14 protein-coding genes are annotated in these 17,699 nt (G+C 68.9%); 7 read left to right on the top strand and 7 right to left on the bottom strand.

Features of this window, described 5'->3' with window-relative positions; all coding sequences use genetic code 11:
• Window positions 1-43: 43 nt before the first annotated feature.
• Window positions 44-547, bottom strand: coding sequence for a dual specificity protein phosphatase family protein (locus ABZ192_RS13185; RefSeq protein ID WP_356924581.1), 504 nt, complete (start codon window positions 545-547; stop codon window positions 44-46).
• Window positions 548-667: 120 nt separating this feature from the next.
• Between ABZ192_RS13185 and ABZ192_RS13180 the strand changes: the two genes are divergently transcribed.
• Entirely contained in the window at window positions 668-1,471 is an 804-nt protein-coding gene (locus ABZ192_RS13180) for a nuclease-related domain-containing protein (RefSeq protein ID WP_356924580.1), read from the top strand.
• A gap of 42 nt (window positions 1,472-1,513) precedes the next feature.
• Here the strand turns inward: ABZ192_RS13180 and ligD are convergent, their stop codons facing one another.
• Window positions 1,514-2,395 (bottom strand): non-homologous end-joining DNA ligase, encoded by an 882-nt coding sequence (gene ligD / locus ABZ192_RS13175; RefSeq protein WP_356924579.1) that lies wholly within the window; start codon window positions 2,393-2,395, stop codon window positions 1,514-1,516.
• A gap of 54 nt (window positions 2,396-2,449) precedes the next feature.
• On the opposite strand from ligD, the gene ABZ192_RS13170 reads away from it, so the two are divergent.
• The gene (locus ABZ192_RS13170) at window positions 2,450-3,481 is read left to right on the top strand and encodes a Ku protein (RefSeq protein WP_356924643.1); all 1,032 of its coding nucleotides are present in this window, start codon (window positions 2,450-2,452) and stop codon (window positions 3,479-3,481) included.
• Between the two features lie 29 nt (window positions 3,482-3,510).
• Here the strand turns inward: ABZ192_RS13170 and ABZ192_RS13165 are convergent, their stop codons facing one another.
• Window positions 3,511-4,080, bottom strand: a complete 570-nt coding sequence (locus ABZ192_RS13165) for an XRE family transcriptional regulator (RefSeq protein WP_356924578.1) — start codon at window positions 4,078-4,080, stop codon at window positions 3,511-3,513.
• A 69-nt stretch (window positions 4,081-4,149) separates the two neighbouring features.
• On the opposite strand from ABZ192_RS13165, the gene ABZ192_RS13160 reads away from it, so the two are divergent.
• Window positions 4,150-4,875, top strand: a complete 726-nt coding sequence (locus tag ABZ192_RS13160; RefSeq protein WP_356924577.1) for an AzlC family ABC transporter permease — start codon at window positions 4,150-4,152, stop codon at window positions 4,873-4,875.
• Window positions 4,872-5,207: an AzlD domain-containing protein gene (locus tag ABZ192_RS13155; protein ID WP_356924576.1), complete on the top strand. Its 336-nt coding sequence runs from the start codon at window positions 4,872-4,874 to the stop codon at window positions 5,205-5,207. The genes ABZ192_RS13160 and ABZ192_RS13155 overlap by 4 nt, the downstream gene beginning before the upstream one ends.
• A gap of 25 nt (window positions 5,208-5,232) precedes the next feature.
• Here ABZ192_RS13155 and ABZ192_RS13150 read toward each other — a convergent pair whose 3' ends face one another.
• A complete protein-coding gene (locus tag ABZ192_RS13150; RefSeq protein ID WP_356924575.1) occupies window positions 5,233-5,700 on the bottom strand; it encodes an Asp23/Gls24 family envelope stress response protein in 468 nt (155 codons plus the stop codon).
• A 99-nt stretch (window positions 5,701-5,799) separates the two neighbouring features.
• Window positions 5,800-6,411: a TetR family transcriptional regulator C-terminal domain-containing protein gene (locus ABZ192_RS13145; RefSeq protein ID WP_356924574.1), complete on the bottom strand. Its 612-nt coding sequence runs from the start codon at window positions 6,409-6,411 to the stop codon at window positions 5,800-5,802.
• A gap of 107 nt (window positions 6,412-6,518) precedes the next feature.
• Here ABZ192_RS13145 and ABZ192_RS13140 point away from each other — a divergent pair, with 107 nt between their 5' ends.
• Both ABZ192_RS13140 and ABZ192_RS13135 read left to right on the top strand, forming a co-directional pair.
• The gene (locus ABZ192_RS13140) at window positions 6,519-6,776 is read left to right on the top strand and encodes a hypothetical protein (RefSeq protein WP_356924573.1); all 258 of its coding nucleotides are present in this window, start codon (window positions 6,519-6,521) and stop codon (window positions 6,774-6,776) included.
• Window positions 6,754-6,993: a winged helix-turn-helix transcriptional regulator gene (locus tag ABZ192_RS13135; protein WP_356924572.1), complete on the top strand. Its 240-nt coding sequence runs from the start codon at window positions 6,754-6,756 to the stop codon at window positions 6,991-6,993. Before ABZ192_RS13140 ends, ABZ192_RS13135 begins: the two co-directional genes overlap by 23 nt.
• A 215-nt stretch (window positions 6,994-7,208) precedes the next feature.
• On the opposite strand, the gene ABZ192_RS13130 is transcribed toward ABZ192_RS13135, so the two are convergent.
• Both ABZ192_RS13130 and ABZ192_RS13125 read right to left on the bottom strand, forming a co-directional pair.
• Window positions 7,209-8,159, bottom strand: a complete 951-nt coding sequence (locus ABZ192_RS13130) for a L,D-transpeptidase family protein (protein ID WP_356924571.1) — start codon at window positions 8,157-8,159, stop codon at window positions 7,209-7,211.
• Between the two features lie 30 nt (window positions 8,160-8,189).
• Window positions 8,190-8,654, bottom strand: a complete 465-nt coding sequence (locus ABZ192_RS13125) for a hypothetical protein (RefSeq protein ID WP_356924570.1) — start codon at window positions 8,652-8,654, stop codon at window positions 8,190-8,192.
• Between the two features lie 1,272 nt (window positions 8,655-9,926).
• On the opposite strand from ABZ192_RS13125, the gene ABZ192_RS13120 reads away from it, so the two are divergent.
• Window positions 9,927-17,675, top strand: coding sequence for a DNRLRE domain-containing protein (locus ABZ192_RS13120; RefSeq protein ID WP_356924642.1), 7,749 nt, complete (start codon window positions 9,927-9,929; stop codon window positions 17,673-17,675).
• Window positions 17,676-17,699: the final 24 nt, after the last annotated feature.

Below are 17,699 nucleotides of genomic sequence, written 5' to 3'. Positions count from 1 at the left end.
GTAGGGAAGTCCTATTTGCGCGCGAGGGGGCCCGTGTGCCGTCCTACTCGGTGAGCTCCTCCAGCAGCCGGGCCGTCGCCAGCCCGGCCCGCAGGTACTCGACGAACAGTTCGTTGTGCAGCGCCCAGGGCGAACGGCGGTCCCGGATCAGCCGGATCGCCGCGTCGGCGGAGCTCCCCCGCCGCATCAGCGCGTGCGCGACGACGAGGCCGGAGCGGTTGTACCCGTGGTAACAGCGGACGAGGACCGTGCGGCCCCCGTCCAGCGCCTCGCACGCGGCCTCGGCCAGCCGGATCACACCGGCGAGCTGCGTCCCGTCGAGGGGTCCGTCGGGGATGGGCCAGACGTGGTGCGGCACGTCCGGATCGGGCCCGTGCCCCGGCAGCCGCAGCAGCGTCTGCACCAGGTCGAACTCGTCCCGTACGACGGCGAACTCCGGATGGCCCAGCCCTCCGGTGTACTCGTGGCCGCCCATCCACAGCCCGGGGACGACCTCGTTCCAGGGGCTCTCCGGAGCCGGTACATCGGGTTTCCTGCGGGTACGCAACGGCGCCTCCCCAGCGTCACCGCCCGAGGGCCTGCCCGGCGGGTCCAACTCCTCTCAAAGGTAGCCGGGTTCTTGCCCCCGCAGCACCCCGCCTGTTCCCATGGTCTGGGGTGATGGTGCATGAACGGACTGCGCGTCATACCGACCTGGCGGCACGGTCAGGAACGGCTGTACGTCTGCCTCCCGGACGGCAGGAACATCGCCTGGTACGACCGTGAGGCGGGCCGGGTCAACCTGCTGGGGGAGGACCGTGAGGACGACGTGCTCCGCGCCCTCGGGCCCTTCCTCACCGGCCCGGTGACGGTGGGGCCGCCCCCGGTGCCGACCCCCGCCGAGCTCGCCCGGCTGACCCTCCACCCCGACGACGACCTGGCCCCCAACCGCCCCGGCGAGGCCCTCCTGGTCGCCCTCGACCGCGACCCCGGCCCGGCCCGCCGGCTGCGCCCCGACCCACGCCGCAGGGCCCTGGAGGCGGAGCAGACGGTCGGGGACGCCCTGGACCGCCTGGACGGCGCCGGCTGGCACGCCGTGCACTCCGTCCCGCTGCCCGGCGGCAGCCGCATCCACCACCTGCTGATCGGCCCCGGCGGGCTGTTCGCCCTGCACACCCTGTACGCGCGCAAGCAGCGCGTGACGGTCACCGACCCCATGGTCACCCTGGGCCGCCGCGAACCGACCGCCCTGCTCCGCGGCGTCCGCGCCGACGCCGACCGCGCCTCCTACGCCCTGACGGCGGAGGTCCGCCCCGTCCTCGCCCTGGTCGGCCCGACGGCCGTGTCGGTCCCGGCCGCACCGCGCGAGGTCCGCGTCCTCACGGACCTGGAGGTGCAGACCCTGGCCCGGCAGGGCGGCGTCCTGAAGCCGGCGGACGTGGAGGCCCTGCACGCGATGGCACGGGACCGGAACACCTGGACGCGGGTGTGAGGGCGCGCCGCCCGACGGAGAGCGTGCGAGGTCCGTAGAGCCTTAAGGCAGCCGGCCGGCGCTGTCCGGATCGAGGAGCGGGGCGAGCAGGTCGCCGTAATCCTGCACCCGGGCCCCGATGTCGGTGGCGTGGAAGTTCAGCCGGCCGGGCGAGCCGCACTCCTGGACCTCCTCCCAGGTCACGGGCGCCGAGACGGTCGGCTCGGGGCGGGCCCGGAGGGTGTAGGGGGTCGCCGTGGTCTTGCGCGCGGCGTTCTGGCTCCAGTCGACGAAGACCTTCCCGGGACGCAGGTTCCTGGTCATCCGGTGCAGGGCGAGCCGGGGCATGGCCTTCTCCGCCTCGACGGCCAGCGACTTGGCGTACTCGGACACCCGGTCGGAGGACGCCCCGCGCACGGCGGCCAGCAGATGCAGCCCCTTCGAGCCGGAGGTCTTGGCGTAGGCCTCGATGCCGTCCGCCGCGAGCCGTTCCCGCAGCCACAGTGCGACCTCACAGCACTGCACGATGCTCGCGGGCGCTCCCGGATCCAGGTCGAAGACGATGCGGTCGGCCTCGTCCGGCGAGCCGACGAGCCACTGGTGGGTGTGGAACTCCGTGACGAGGTTGGCCGCCCACATCAGGCTCGGCAGGTCCTGCACCAGGACCATCCGCGAGGGCCCCTCCACCCGCGGCACCTCCGCGGTCGTGACCCAGTCGGGCGTACCCGGCGGGACGTTCTTCGTGAAGAACACCTGCCCGTCCGGCCCGTCCGGATACCGCAGGAAGGACACCGCCCGGTCGCGCAGATGGGGCAGCAGGACCTCGGCGACGGTCGCGTAGTAGTGCAGGACCTCGCCCTTGGTGAAGCCGGTGGCGGGATACAGCACCTTCTCCAGATTGCTGAGCGGGAGCCGTCGCCCCTCCACCACGGTGATAGGCGCCATACGATAAGAATCCCATGTAAACCGTGACAAACGCTCCCGAGAGTGACCGGAAGGGTGCTGCACGTGAGATCCATATGGAACGGCGCCATCTCCTTCGGCCTGGTCAGCATTCCGATCAAGCTGGTGAACGCCACGGAGAGCCACTCGATCTCCTTCCGCCAGATCCACACCGAGGACGGCGGCCGCATCCGCTATCGCAAGTTCTGTGAGCTGGAGGACCGCGAGGTCACCCAGGGGGAGATCGGCAAGGGCTACGAGGACGCGGACGGCTCGATCATCCCGATCACCGACGAGGACCTGTCCAGCCTGCCGATCCCGACGGCCAAGACGATCGAGATCGTCGCCTTCGTCCCGGCCGACCGGATCGATCCGCTCCAGATGGACGCCGCGTACTACCTCCAGGCGAGCGGCGCCCCGGCGGCCAAGCCGTACACCCTGCTCCGGGAGGCGCTCAAGCGCAGCAACAAGGTGGCGATCGCGAAGTTCGCGCTGCGGGGCCGGGAACGCCTGGGCATGCTCCGGGTGGTCGGCGAGGCCATCGCGATGCACGGGCTGCTGTGGCCGGACGAGGTCCGCGCCCCCGAGGGCGTGGCCCCCGACACGAACGTCACGGTCCGGGACCAGGAACTGGACCTGGCCGACGCCCTGATGGACACCCTGGGCGAGGTCGACCTGGAGGACCTGCACGACGAGTACCGCGAGGCCGTGGAGGAGGTCATCGCCGCGAAGGCCGCCGGCGAGGCCCTGCCGCAGGCCCCCGAGCCGGCCACGGGCGGCAAGGTCCTCGACCTCATGGCGGCCCTGGAGAACAGCGTCCGCGCGGCACGTGAGTCCCGGGGCGAGGAGGCCGGAGAGCACGCCGAGGTCAAGTCGCTCCCGCAGCGCAAGACGGCCCGCGCGGCGCCCAAGCAGACCGGCGGAAAGAAGTCGGCGTCCACCGCGAAGAAGACGGCGGCCAAGAAGACCACGGCGTCCGCGAAGAAGTCGACCGCCAAGTCCGGCCAGGGCGCGAAGAAGACGGCGTCGAAGAGCACCGCGAAGAAGACGGCCACGAAGAAGTCGACCCCTCGCAAACGCCCGGCCTGACGCGCAGGGCCCTCTTCGGACCTGGACCCTCAGTGATGCTCGGAGACGAGCACCGCACGGGTCCCGGGCTCCAGCGCCTGGAAGACATGCGGGACGTCGGCCGGATAGCAGATGTAGTCGCCCGGATGGAGTTCCACCGGCTCGTCGGCCATGCCCACCAGGGCCCGGCCCGAGCTGATCACGACGTGCTCGACGACTCCGGGCGGGTGCGGCGCCGAGGAGCGCTGCGGCCCCGGCTCGGCGGCGACGCTGTAGACGTCACGCCGGGCCCCGGGCGGGGAGGCGGAGAGGAGCGTGGCCCGGTAGTCGCTCTGCTCGGACCCGACGGCCGGCCCTTCTCCCGCCCGGATCACCTGCACCTGCGGCCGCGACACGGCCACCAGCCGCGAGAAGGGGATCTCCAGGGCCACGCAGAGTGCCCACAGCGTCTCCAGGCTGGGATTCCCGGTGCCCGACTCCAGCTGGGAGAGCGTGGACTTGGCGAGCCCGGCCCGGCGGGCGACCTCGGTGAGGGACAGCCCCGCCCGGACGCGTTCCGCCCGCAGTGATGCGGCGATCACTTCGATCGGGGGCTTGGAGGCGGGTCCGGCGTCGGACATGTTGTGTTCGCTCCAGGGGGCACTCGTTCGTCTTGACGAACATCGTAGGCCATGTTCACTATAAAAATCATGCGTTCGTTTTGGAGAACACCGGATGAGCCGCTGAGCGCCCCCGCACCCACGGGCCGAATACCGGATGGCCCGCTGCTCCGCGACATCGCGCTGGTCTGCCTGGCGGTAGGGGTGATCGGCCTGTCCTACGGCGCCGTCGCGGTCACGTCCGGGTTCGCCTGGTGGTTCCCGGTCCTGATGGGGGCGCTCGTCCTCGCCGCCTCGTCCGAGTTCCTGTTCGTCGGGATCATCGCCGCCGGCGGCAGTCCGATCGCCGCGCTGCTGGCCGGGCTGCTCGTCAACGCACGCCATCTGCCGTTCGGTCTGGCGGTGCATGACGTCCTCGGGCGGGGCTGGCGCGGAGTGCTCGGCACGCATCTCATGAACGACGAGACGGTCGTCTTCGCCCTCGCCCAGGACGAGCCGGAGCGCAAACGGGCCGCGTACTGGCTCTGCGGCCTGGGCATCCTGATCTGCTGGCCCGTCGGCGCCGCGCTGGGCGCACTGCTCGGCAGCGCCGTGCGGGACACCGACGTACTCGGCCTGGACGCCATGTTCCCCGCGGTCATCCTGGCGCTGATTCTGCCCGCGTTGAAGGACAGGCCCCTGCGGCGCACGGCACTGGCCGGCGCCGCCCTGGCCCTGACCGTCACCCCGTTCCTCCCGGCGGGCCTGCCGGTTCTGCTGGCGCCGGCCGCCCTGCCCCTGTTCACCGTCCGGACGAGGAAGGAGGCCACGCGATGAACGACACCGCCCTCCCCCTGACACCCACGCTGGCGGCGATGCTCGCCCTGGCGGCCGGCACCTTCCTGCTCCGCCTCTCCGGGCCGGCCCTGCGTGCCAGGTTCACGCTCCCGGAGCGCGCCGAGAAACTGCTGGAGGTCTCGGCGGTCCTCCTGCTCGCCGCCCTGGCCGCCACGTCCGCCCTCACCGACGACCACGCCTTCACCGGCCCCGCCCGACCGCTCGGGGTCCTGACCGGCGGGGTGCTCGCCTGGCGCAGGGCCCCGTTCCTCGTGGTCGTACTGGCGGCGGCGGGCACGACCGCCTTGCTGCGACTGGCGGGAGTTCCGTGACCCTCCCCTCGGCGGACCCGAATCCTCAGGCCACGCGACGGCCCTCCTGCTCGGACTCGCCCTCGTCCTCCTCCTCATCCGGCAGATGGACGTCGTCGACGGCGATGTTGACCTCGACGACCTCCAGCCCGGTCATCCGCTCCACCGCGTTGATGACGTTGGTCCGGATGTCAGCGGCGGTGTCGGCGATGGCGGCGCCGTACTCGACGACCACGTCGAGATCGACGGCGGCCTGGCGCTCACCGACCTCCACCTTCACGCCCTGGGTGACCCCACTGCCCCCGCCCGGCACGCGTTGGCGCACGGCCCCGAAGGCCCTGGTCATCCCTCCGCCGAGGTTGTGCACCTCAGGGATCTCCCGGGCCGCCATGCCCGCGATCTTCGCCACGACCGCGTCCGCGATCGCGGTGCTTCCCCGGGCCTCCGGGGGAGCGGTGCCGTCCTGCTTTCCCGTGCCGGTAGCGGTGTCTCTGCGCTGTGTCGTCTCCGTCATGGCGTCCCCTCGATGATCCGTGCGGGGTGAGCAGCGTCGTTCTCGTCCATCTGTATCCACCGTAGAACACTGGTTCATATGGGGCGAAAGTGCTGAAAGCTACCGGGCGCCTGCTCGCCCCAGCAGTGAGTCGACGTGGCGCTGGAGGACGGCCGACGCCCCCTCCGGGGACTGATGCCCCGAGACGACGTGGACGGTGAGACCGTCGGCCACGGCGAGGAGCGTATGCGCCTCCTGGACGGCGTCGAGATGCCGCGGGATCTCCTCGGTGTCCTGGCCGTAGCGGATGAGCCACACGACGAGGTCATGGAGCTTGCCGTACGTCTCATGCAGGACGGCGGTAAGCCTCTCGCTGGCGGGAGCGTGACCGACGAAGGCCAGCCACACATGCGCCTGGGTCCTCGACTCCTCGTCCAGCAGGGCGAGTTCGGCCAGGGTGTGCGACAGCAGGGTGGCCGCGGCCTGTGGCGTGGAGGTCGCTGCGATGCGCTGCTCGGCGCGCTCGCTGACGCGTTGTGAGATGTGCTCCAGCGCGAAGAGCAGCATGTCCTCCTTCGTGCGGAAGCACCGCTGCACGGCCCCCATGGACACGTCCGCCTCGGTGGCGACGTCCCGGAGGCTGACGGCCTCCATCCCGGAACGCGCGATCAGAGCGCACACCGCCTCCGCGATCCGCAGCCGCCGCTCCTCGTAGTCCACCTGCTTGGGCACGCGCCGCTCCTCCCCGACCCCGTTGTTCCGATGCACTTGCATCATATCCGCCGACCCTGCACGATGTGATGCGACCGCATCGAAAAAACTCCCCGAAGGGACCCGCCATGCCGAAGCGGCAGCAGCTCAACACCTCGGGCACCACGTCAGGCCAGGGCCTGCTCTGGCTGTTCGGCGCCATCCTGTCCATCCAGGGCTTCGGCTCCGCCCTCACAGAGGCGGGCTGGAACACGAGCTTCGGCGTCGCGGGCCTCTTGCGCGCGGCGGACGTCCCGCAATGGGGAACGCTCCTGGTCGGCTGCGCGGGTACGGCCCTGTTGGCGACAGCGGCATGGCGGCGCTATGCGAAGGGGCGTGGAGCGTGAACGACGGGCCCGCACAACCCTCTCGGGCTTCTGCAGTTGCCGCGTTGCTGTCGAGCGCGACCGCCGGCCGGGCTGGCCGCCGCGCGTGCGCTACGCGCTCACCCCGAGTGGACACCGCCTCGGCCCTGTCCTGCAGGCTCTGCGGGGCTGGGGGGCGGAAACCTCGGCGCGAGACAGCGGGGCTGAGGGCGGCTGTGCGACAGGCCCTCTTCGCTGACCGCCCGTACTCAGCAGTCTGACTGGGACGATGCCCCAAGAACTCGTCCACAGCCCGTCCGCGGGCCCCGATCACGACTTCCTCGTTCGCATACGCACCTGCGCCGGGCCGTCGACCGATTGACGGCTCCCGCCCCCGCGCGAGGTAGTAGACCTTCACCGGCCTTTCGGCCCGGCCACCCGGGCCCGGATCGGCGGACGGACTGGAGGCGGTGCTCAGTCGATGCTGATGCGGGGGTGGGCGGACGGGGTGATCCAGCTCATGATGCGGTCCATGGTGGCCCGGGGGACGGACACGCAGCCGGCGGTGGCGCCGTTGCCGTTGACGTGGAGGAAGATGCCGGCGCCGCGGCCGGGGGTGGCGGGCCGGCGGTTGAAGTCGATGACGAGGGCTTTGGCGTACTGAGTGGGGTAGTTGATGAGGTGTTCGCTGCCGCGGTCGCCGGACTCGGTGAGGGGGAAGTCGGCGCCCGCCTCGCCGTGCAGGGAGTTGTAGAACTTCGACTCGGGGTCCTGCACCCACCAGTCGTCGTCGGTGACCACGTGGTAGGGCATGGCGGTGCCGCCGGCCACGTGGCCGAAGCCCTCGGTGATGGTGTAGGTGCCGGTGGGGGTGGTGTAGGTGCTCTGCCGGCGGGTCGCCCCGTCGGTCACGCCGTTGGAGCCGACCCGGCCCGCGCTCGTGCCGAACTGCGCTTTCCAGCCTGAGGACCCCTTGGCCCAGGCGGTGACGGTGGCGTAGGAGCCGCTGGCCTTGACGGTGATCAGCTGGGTCGCGTCGCCCACCTCGACCGGCACCGGGAAGTCGGGCGCGGCGGGGGCCCGGGCCGCGGATCCCGTATCGCCGGAGCCCGACCCCGATCCCGTGCCGCTCGCGGACTGTCCGGTCCCTTTCGCGTCGCCCGCCGATGTGGAGGCGGATGCTGAGGGCGAGGTGGATGCGTCGCCGGAGGCGGAGGGGGAGGGGCCGGCGGAGGGGGAGCCGGAGGCGCTGGGTGACGCGCTGCCGGCCACGGCGTCGGCAGTGGTGTCCTGCGGTGACTGCGGCACCTCGAGCGAGTCGGTGGCCGCGGTCTGTCGGGCGTTGTGCCCGCCGCAGGCGGAGATCACGGTGAGGGTGCTGAGAATTGCGGCGCTGACCAGAGCCTTCCGGGCAAGGGGGTGCACAGGGAACTCCTCGGGAGAAGAAGGGCGAGCTCAGCTCGCGGTCGCGGGTGTGGTGGGCAGGGCGCCGGTGCAGGTGGCGCGGCCGAACGTGCCGCTGGCGGTGGCGCTTTGGACGTAGCGGCCGCGGATCGTGAGGGTGCAGCGGGCCTGACCGCCGTTCTCGCCGAGGGTGATGCTGACGGTCGGGGCCTGGCCGAGGGGAACGTCGACGGTCTTGCGCCAGGGCAGGGCGGCGGCTTTGACGACGGTGGCCTGTCCGGCCTCGTTGCGGGCCTGGAAGGTGATGTCCGCGGTGCCTCGGCCGGACACCTCGTAGGTGACCGAGGCGGTGGGGGCGCGGCGCTCCGGCCTGCTGTCGCTCCCGCCCGTGCCGAGGACGCCGTAGGTGACGAGCCCCGCGCAGATGGCCAGCACCACGCCGGACACGATCAGAGCGGACCGGTTCGCGCGCCGGAAAAGTGACGGCGTCGCGGATTCCTGTGTGTTGTCGTCCATGAATTATCCCCCTCGGAAATGGGATTGTTCGAAGTTGAATCGGGCGGGTTATACACGATGCTGTTCGCCGACGGCAAGCGAAGGGAAATATCGGGCACTCGGCGACCTTTTCAGTGTCGATCGTCCGCAATGTCCGACCACTTGACAATGCGTCACCGGAATGAATAGAAACCCGGCGCCCCGGTCTCTGAACTCGTGTCTTGCGGCCGGGGCTAATTCCGGCGGCATGTTTATGCCATGACGCAAGAGGAAAGGTTTGGCGTGAAACCCAGACTGGGCAGGCTGATAGCGTGTCTGGTGGTAGCCGCGGTGACGAGCACCGCGTTGCCCCAGGTCGCGTATGCGGCGCCCGCTGACGACGGTGATGACAAGGGAATTGTCGATGCCGTCAAGGGCTGGTTCGCGGATGACGATGATGATGGCGGGGAATTGGCCAAACCGCCGTCGCATGACGAGTTGGAGATGGCCGACCGGCAGAAGCTGCCGAAGGGCAAGGCCGCTCCGAAGGCGAAGCGGGTCAAGGAGCTGAAGGGCCGGCGCACGGCGAGTGCGCGGTTCTGGCAGCTGTCGGACGGCCGGGTGGAAGCGGAGCTGTCGGCGGTGCCGACGTCGTACCGCTCGGGGTCGGGTAAGAAGGCCTCCTGGAAATCCATCGACACCGCCGTGCGTGGTACGAAGGCGAAGGGTTTTGAGTTCGCCAACACCACGAACAACGGGCGGTCCTGGTTCGGTGACGACGCCGACCGGCTGGTGCGTTTCGCGTCGCCGAGCGGCCGTTCGGTCACCCTCGGTCTCGACGGCGTGAAGGACGAGGACCTCAAGCCGACGGCCAAGGGCTCCACGGTCACCTACGAGGATGTGGTGCACGGCGCGGACATCCAGTACGCCGTCGGCCCCGGCCGGGTGAAGGAGAACATCACCCTGGCCGAACGCCCCGACACTCCAGTGAAGTTCACGTTCACGCTGGATGCGGACGGTCTGACCCCGAAGGCACGCAAGGACGGCTCGATCGCGCTGTACGGCGAGTTGCCGAACACGCCGGAGCTGGTGATCCCGGCGCCGTACATGACGGACGCGAAGAAGGCGGAGAAGTCCGTCTTCGGCAGGACCTACAGCACCAAGGTCACCCAGAAGCTCACCAAGGACGGCGACTCCTGGAAGCTCACCGTCACGCCGGACGAGAAGTGGCTGGCGTCGAAGGAGCGGCAGTACCCGGTGGTGATCGACCCGACGATCACGATCGCGCCGTCACCGACCGACTCTCAGGATGTCATGGTCCTGTCGGACCAGGCGTCGGCGAACTTCAACACCACCTGGAAGCTGTCGGCGGGCAAGACCGACACGGGTACCTCCCGGTCGTTGATCAAGTTCCCGCTGAGCGAGATCCCGTCGGGCACGCAGATCGACACCGCGCGCCTGGAGATGTACTTCGACCAAGCCCACACCACCAACGCCAACGACGTCACCATCGGCGCCTACCGGGCCACCGGCACCTGGGACGAGCTGTCGGCGACCTGGGACAAGACCAGCACGCTGGTGGGCGAGTTGTCCGGCACGAGCGTGCAGGTGGACGACGGGGACGCCGGGACGACGGCGGCGGTCGGCACGTGGAAGCCCGGGTCGCAGACGTACGGGATCGACGGCGACTACCTGTACAACAAGGACTCGATCACCACTGACACCTACACCTGGCAGCCGAAGATCCCGGAGACGGCCTCCTACCGGGTGGACGCGCACCATGTGACGGCCTCGGACCGCTCCACGGCGGCCCCTTACACGGTGACCGGTCAGGACGGAACGGCCACCTACACCGTGGACCAGACGGCCGGTTCGGGCGGGGTGTGGGCCTCCCTCAACGGCGGCTCGCAGATCGACTTCGCCAAGGGCACGGCCGGCAAGGTCGTCCTGGGGGACACCGACAGCTCGACGGCGGTGATCGCGGACGCGGTGCGCTGGGTGAACCCGGCGTCGATCGTGAAGAACACCGGCGAGTACAACCAGTGGCACAAGTTCCCGGTCACGGACACGGTGCAGAAGTGGCTGGACGGCACGGCCAACCACGGCTTCGTGCTGAAGGCCACGGACGAGTCGGCGACCGCCAAGACCGGCGGTCCGCGCTATGAGGCCGGCGACGGCGACTACGGCGGTGAGACCTCCACGATCCCGCGGCTGACGGTCACCTACGGCAAGGTCGGCACGACCCTGAACTCGCCGACGGTGACCCACGGTACGGGCCCGGAGCTGTCGTGGAAGACGTATTCCAACACCACCGGCGACAGCGGCCTGGACATCGTGGAGTACCAGCTGCACCGCTCCACGCAGCAGGCCTTCACGCCCTCGGCCGCGACGCTCGTCGCGCCGATCGACAAGGCGGCCACCAGCTACACGGACACCACCGCGACACCGACCCCGGACTCCTCGGCGAACGAGATCGGCCGCTCGTACTACTACCAGCTGGCGGTGAAGACCAAGAGCGGCGAACTGCTCGGATCACCGACCCGCATCGTCGGCGTGCCGAAGGCGGGCCGCACGATGCGGCTGATCCAGGGCACATCGGGGGTGACGGACACGACCCTGTCGTCCGCGCAGCCGACCACGAACCAGGACGCCATCCAGTCCTTCGGCGTCGGCCAGAAGTGGCTGAGCGTCGGCAACAACTCCGCCACCTACGGCAAGACCCGCGCGGCGTTGAAGTTCGCCACCTCCGACATTCCGACCACGGCCACGGTGCTGGAGTCGCGGCTGTTCATGTGGGGCGCTGAGACCACCACCGGCACGAACGGTGCGATCTACGAGCTGCGCGGTCTGACCCGGGACTTCGCGGAGACGTCGGCCACCTGGAACAACGCCACGTCGACGACGGCGTGGACGACGCCCGGCGGTGACCACTCCGGCACGGTCTCGGACACGGTCGCCCAGGTCTCCGAGGTCGGCCGGCACTGGTGGGACGCCACCTCGCTCACCCAGGGCTGGGCCAGGACACCGTCCTCCAACAAGGGCGCGATGATCAGGCTGAAGGACGAGACGGCCACCGGCCCGCAGGAGCGCAGCCTGTTCCTCGCGTCGGAGGCGTCCGACTACCAGCTCGGCCCGCTGCTGCGCGTGATCTACGTCGACTCCACCACGGAGGACACGTACTACGCGCCGCAGACCCCCGCCCGCATGACCCCCAACTCGACGTACACGGTGGACTTCACGGTCACCAACACCACCTCGAGTGCGTGGGCGAGCGGGGAGCGGGTGCTGTCGTACACGTGGAAGCTCCCGGACGGCACGGACGTCACCACCGGTGGCAACCAGCTCTCCACGGCGGTACCCGCCCTGAGCCCCGGCCAGTCGGCGACGATCCAGGCACAGGTCAAGACGCCGATCAACTCCGACTCCGGCAACAAGCGCACCGAATACGTGCTCGGCTGGGACGTCAAGAAGGTCTCCGACGGCAGCTGGCTGTCCGCCGGCACCGGTGGGATTCCGACGCTGAAGCAGAACGTGGCGGTGGAGGACCCGACCTCCAACGCCCTCGGCCTCGAGAAGTTCTACTCCTACACCGGCAAGAACACCGGAGCGGGCTCGACGGTGATGAACAACCTCGCCTCGGGCAACAGCGTGTGGTCCTACAACGCGTTCACCAACCCCGGCCGCGGCCTGACCACGTCCGCCCGGTTCGCGTACAACTCGCTGGACACCTCCGACACGGTGTCAGGCGCGGGTTGGTCGGCGCAGCTGGCAGGCCCGATCCGGTTGGGCGCCCCGCTGGACTTCCACCCGAAGCCGAACAACAACGCCACCGAGATCCGTCTGCCCGACGGCGACGGCACCACGCACGTCTTCACCAGGCAGGCCGACGGCACCTGGAAGGCCCCGGCGGGCGTCCACTACCGCATCACCATGAAAGCGGGCCTGGACTGCACCCCGAACAAGGACCCGGTACCGGACGCCTGGACCCTGCTGCGCCCGGACGGCACGCGCTTCTTGTTCGGCTGCGACGGCTACCTGACGTCCGTCGTCGACAAGAACGGCAACACGCAGACATACACGTACGAGGAACGCAAGTCCAACAACAAGCCGACGAAGTTCCTCACGTACATCACCGACCCTGCCGGCCGGCAGTCCCTGCGGGTCGAGTACTACAAGAAGGGCGACGCGTCGTACGAGTACATCGACGACACGGGCGCCAAGGTCACCGGTTCGAACCTGACGAACTCGAAGATCTACGACCACGTCAAGTCGATCACGGACATCTCCGGGTCCGCCCCGGGCCTGCCGGTCCGAAAGATCTCCTTCTTCTACACGACGAAGGGCCTGCTCGGCCGGTTCACCGACGGTGACGGCTCACCCCAGCCGAAGGTCTTCAAGTTCACCTACGACGCCACCCAGGGCAACAAGAACGTCAAGCTGGTCAAGGCCACCGATCCGCGGGGCAACGGCACTCAGCTGGCGTACTACGCGCCGCAGGCCGGTGACGATCCGAAGTACCACTGGCGCACCAAGACCATCACGGACCGACTGCAGGGCAACACCGGTTTCGGGTACGCGGCGAACACCACGAACACGAAGTTCACCGACACCACCGTCACGGACGCCGAGACGCACGCCACGAAGTACGTCACGGACGACTTCGGGCGCCCGGTCCAGACGACCAACGCCAAGTCCCAGAACGTCAAGATGAGCTGGGACGCGGACAACAACGTCACGTACCTGGAGGAGGACAACGGGGCGAAGACCGCGTACTGCTACGACCAGAAGACGGGCTACCCGCTCTGGAAGCGTGACGCGGAGAACAACAAGTCGGGTGTCCCGGACCCGACGACCACGTGCGTGACGGACACCTCCAAGTGGCCGGCCAACGCCGTCAGGTACGAGTACCAGACCCGTGCGGACGGCTACTCCGCCGACCTGTTCCGCAAGACCTCCCCGGAGGGCCGCACGTGGCAGTTCGGCTACGACACGTTCGGCAACCTGAAGACGGTCACCGACCCCAAGGGTGTCGCGACGACGACGGTCCCGGACGACTACACGACGAAGTACGACTACGACTCCTACGGGCAGCTGACCAAGGCCGTCGACGCCAACGGCAATCCGACGACGAACAGTGACTTCGGGCCGACCGGCTACCCGGCGAGGATCACCGACGCACTGAACAAGTCCACCTCGTACGTGTACGACGAGCGCGGTCAGGTCACCGAGGTCACCGACGCGCGGGGCAAGACGACCAGGCAGGACTACGACACCTTCGGGCGTCCGCTGGTCTCGACCGTGCCGAAGGACCAGGACGAGGCCGAGCTGATCACCACTCCGGCCCCGGAATTCGACGCAAACAACAACGCCACCACGGTCACGGCGCCCAACGGCGCAGTGTCCACGGCGGTGTACGACGCCGCGGACCAGGTCATCTCCGCGACCGCGCCGAAGGACTCGCCGACCGCTCCCGAACGCACCACGGCCTACACGTACGACAAGGTCGGCAACGTCAAGACGGTCACCGAGCCCAAGGGCACCGCGACCACCTCCGTGCCGGGCGACTACCTCACCACCAGTCACTACAACGAGATCTACCAGCTGACCTCGGTCGTCAACGCCGCCGGGGACAAGGCCGCCTACCAGTACAACAACGTCGGCGACGTCGTCACGGTCATCGACCCCAAGAAGAACGCGACCGCCGACACCACCGACTACTCCACCAAGAGCGCGTACGACCTGAACCACCGCGTCGTGCGGGTCACGGACGCCGCCGGGAAGTTCACGTCGAGCACGTACGACAAGGACGGCCTGGCGGTCGAGACCACAGACCAGGAGGGCAACACCACGTTCGTCACCTACGACGAGCGCGGCAAGCAGACAGAGGTGAAGGTGCCTCACGAGGGCACCACCTACCGGGTCTCCAGGACCGAGTACGACCAGGTCGGCAACGTCACGAAGGCGATCAGCCCGCGCGGCACCGAGACCACGACGGCGGGCGACTTCGAGAGCCGTACCGAGTACGACGCCCTCAACCGGCCGACCAAGCAGTACCAGCCGTACGCCCCCGGCGACGCCCGCTACAACGACCCGAACGTGTACAGCGAGACGGTCTACGACGAGGTCGGCCGTGTGGCGAAGACCTCGCTGCCGCCCTCCGAGGGCCAGAGCGTCCGCAACGACACCACCTACGAGTACTTCGACAACGGATGGCTGAGGTCGTCCACGGACCCCTGGGACATCACCACCACCTACGACTACAACGACGTCGGTCAGCAGACCGCCCGCACCCTGACCTCGGCCGGCGGCTCCTTCAACCGCACCATGGGATGGAGCTACTTCCCCAACGGCCGCCTCAAGTCGAAGACGGACGACGGCGTGCCGGTCGGCACCGCGGTCCCGCTCGTCGACAACTCCGACACTCAGAACACCAGCTCGACCGGCACCTGGACCAAGGCCAGTGCCACCGGGCAGCAGGGCCACAACCACCAGGTCCACGCCGCCGGAGCCGGGACCGACGCGTTCACCTGGACGCTGAACATCCCCAGGGACGGCACCTACACCGTCTACGTCAAGTACCCGCAGGTGTCAGGAGCGGCCACGTCCGCCAAGTACACGGTCACCCACGCCTCGGGAACCACCGACAAGACGATCAGCCAGGCGACAGGAGCCGGGACCTGGGTCCCGCTGGGCTCCCACACCTTCACCCAGGGCAACTCCGCCAAGCTGCAACTGTTCCAGAACAGCGGCGGTGCCGTGGTCGCCGACGGTGTGAAGCTGGTGCGCGACAACTCGGGCGACACCGACACCGAGAAGCACACCTTCACCTACGCCTACGACCTCAACGGCAACCTGGCGTCGATCGACGACACCTCGTCCGGTGCCAGGATCGACGCGTACACCCTGACCTACACCGGCCTCAACCAGGTCCAGAAGGTCACCGAGGCGCTGGCCGGACAGGAGAAGAAGGCCACCACCTACTCGTACGACATCAACGGCCAGCCGGAGACGATCAGCCACCCCGACCAGCACTCCAAGTTCACGTACGACCTGCGTGAGCTGGTCAAGACGGTCTCCGTCGGCGACTCCGCCACGGATCAGTCCCCGCATGTCTCCTCGTACACGTACACCGACCGCGGACTGCCGCTGCAGGAGACGAAGCCGAACGGCAACACCGTCGACCACACCTACTACCGGGACGGCACGGCGAAAACCCAGACCGAGAAGAAGCCCAACGGCACCCTGGTCTCCTCGCACACCTACGCCTACGACGCCAACGGCAACCTGGCGCAGGACGTGTCGAAGAAGATGAACGCCGACAACCGCACGGCGTACCTCTCCTCGACCACCAACCTCACCTATGACCCGGCCGACCGGCTGGCGCAAGCGGTGAAGACCGGCACGGGAGCCGGCACGGAGAGCTACGTCCACGACGACAACGCCAACGTCGTCAGCCAGACCGTCAAGAACGAGTCCACGGACTTCACCTACGACCGCAACCGGCTGCAGACCTCCACCACGAACGGAGTGACGTCCAACTTCACCTACGACCCCTTCGGACGGCAGGAGTCGGTCACCGCCGACGGAAAGATCCAGTCCCGCAACGTGTACGACGGCTTCGACCACGTCGTCGAGTCCCAGCAACGGGGCGCCGACGGCACCATGAAGTCGACGACCTACACGTTCGACCCGCTCGACCGCACCACGGCCAAGACCGCGAACGGCAAGACCACCGACTACCAGTACCTCGGCATGTCCGACGAGGTGCTGAACGAGGAGGTCGCCGGCGCGCTGACGAAGTCCTACGAGTACAGCCCGTGGGGCCAGCGGCTCTCCATGGTAAAGCGCAACAGCGACGGGACGAGCGAGGACGCGCACTACGGCTACAACAGCCAGAGCGACGTCGAGACCCTCACCACCGACACCGGTGACACAAAGGCGACCTACGGCTACACCGCCTACGGCTCGGAAGACACCTCCGAGTTCACCGGCATCGACAAGCCGGACGCTGCCGACCCGACGAAGGAGGCGTTCAACCCCTACCGCTACAACGCCAAGCGGTGGGATGCCCAGTCCGGCACCTACGACATGGGCTTCCGCGACTACGACCCGGGCCTGAACCGGTTCACCTCGCGGGACATGTACAACGGCGCCCTGGCGGACATGGGCCTCGGCACCGACCCCTTCACCGGCAACCGCTACGCCTTCACCGGCGGCAACCCCACCAGCAACGTCGAACTGGACGGGCACTGGTTCGCCCTGGCCATGCCGGCGCTGTCGCTGGGCCCGGTGGGTGTCGCGGTGGTGGCAGCGGTGGTCGTCGTCGCCGCCGTGGCCTACGTCGCCACCGAGGTGGCGAACGACACCTCCGACGACACGTCCGACGAGTCGAAGGAGGAGGCAGCGCCCAAGCCGGAGCCCAAGCCCACGCCGCGAGGGCCGGCGCCCAAGGACGACACGCGGACCGGAGGCGACTGCAGCAGCGGCTCGGGCGGCTGGGTCGAGCACGGTGACCTGGACACGAAGAACGGCAACCGTTCCACCGGCGCCACCGCGTGCCTGACCAAGTCGTACCTCGACACCCACAAGGGAACCAGGACGAACCCCAAGGTGGTCGCACCGCCCGGATACAAGTGGGCACAGCGCACCGCCGGATTCCTGGGGGCGGTCCCCGTGGAGCGGAACATCAACGCGTGCCACCTGCTCGGCAAGCAGCTCAGCGGCTCGGGAACCCAGTTGGAGAACCTGGCCACCTGCGCTCGTGGAGCCAACGACTGGCAGAACGGCTCGGCTCAAGGCGCCAACAACATGAAGAACTACGAGAACCAGGTCGCGGCCGCCGTCCAGGCGGGGCAGGCAGTCTTCTACCAGGTGACGCCTGCGTACAGTGGCTCGAGGACCGTACCGATCGGATTCAAGATCACCGCCTACGGCACGAATCCGGACGGTTCGACGGGCCTGCAGATCAACAGATACGTGCCCAACGTGCTGGCGGGGCGGAACCTCGGAACGTTCAGCGACCAGAACACCGGGCAGCCGGTCCCCACAGGAGGAATGCCGTGACAGGGCCGATCGAGACGGAAGGAG

The sequence above is a fragment of the Streptomyces sp. NPDC006235 genome (assembly GCF_040613735.1).
GTDB lineage: Bacteria > Actinomycetota > Actinomycetes > Streptomycetales > Streptomycetaceae > Streptomyces.
Note: the sequence above shows the minus strand (reverse complement) of the source record. Positions and strands in the feature narration are given on the sequence as shown.

Coding starts and splice junctions, on each gene's coding strand:
- ABZ192_RS13155 (WP_356924576.1), top strand. CDS start 4,872: ATGAACGACACCGCCCTCCCCCTGACACCCACGCTGGCGGCGATGCTC.
- ABZ192_RS13140 (WP_356924573.1), top strand. CDS start 6,519: ATGCCGAAGCGGCAGCAGCTCAACACCTCGGGCACCACGTCAGGCCAG.
- ABZ192_RS13165 (WP_356924578.1), bottom strand. CDS start 4,080: ATGTCCGACGCCGGACCCGCCTCCAAGCCCCCGATCGAAGTGATCGCC.
- ABZ192_RS13120 (WP_356924642.1), top strand. CDS start 9,927: ATGGTCCTGTCGGACCAGGCGTCGGCGAACTTCAACACCACCTGGAAG.
- ABZ192_RS13160 (WP_356924577.1), top strand. CDS start 4,150: ATGCGTTCGTTTTGGAGAACACCGGATGAGCCGCTGAGCGCCCCCGCA.
- ABZ192_RS13125 (WP_356924570.1), bottom strand. CDS start 8,654: ATGGACGACAACACACAGGAATCCGCGACGCCGTCACTTTTCCGGCGC.
- ABZ192_RS13180 (WP_356924580.1), top strand. CDS start 668: ATGAACGGACTGCGCGTCATACCGACCTGGCGGCACGGTCAGGAACGG.
- ABZ192_RS13135 (WP_356924572.1), top strand. CDS start 6,754: ATGCGAAGGGGCGTGGAGCGTGAACGACGGGCCCGCACAACCCTCTCG.
- ABZ192_RS13150 (WP_356924575.1), bottom strand. CDS start 5,700: ATGACGGAGACGACACAGCGCAGAGACACCGCTACCGGCACGGGAAAG.
- ligD (WP_356924579.1), bottom strand. CDS start 2,395: ATGGCGCCTATCACCGTGGTGGAGGGGCGACGGCTCCCGCTCAGCAAT.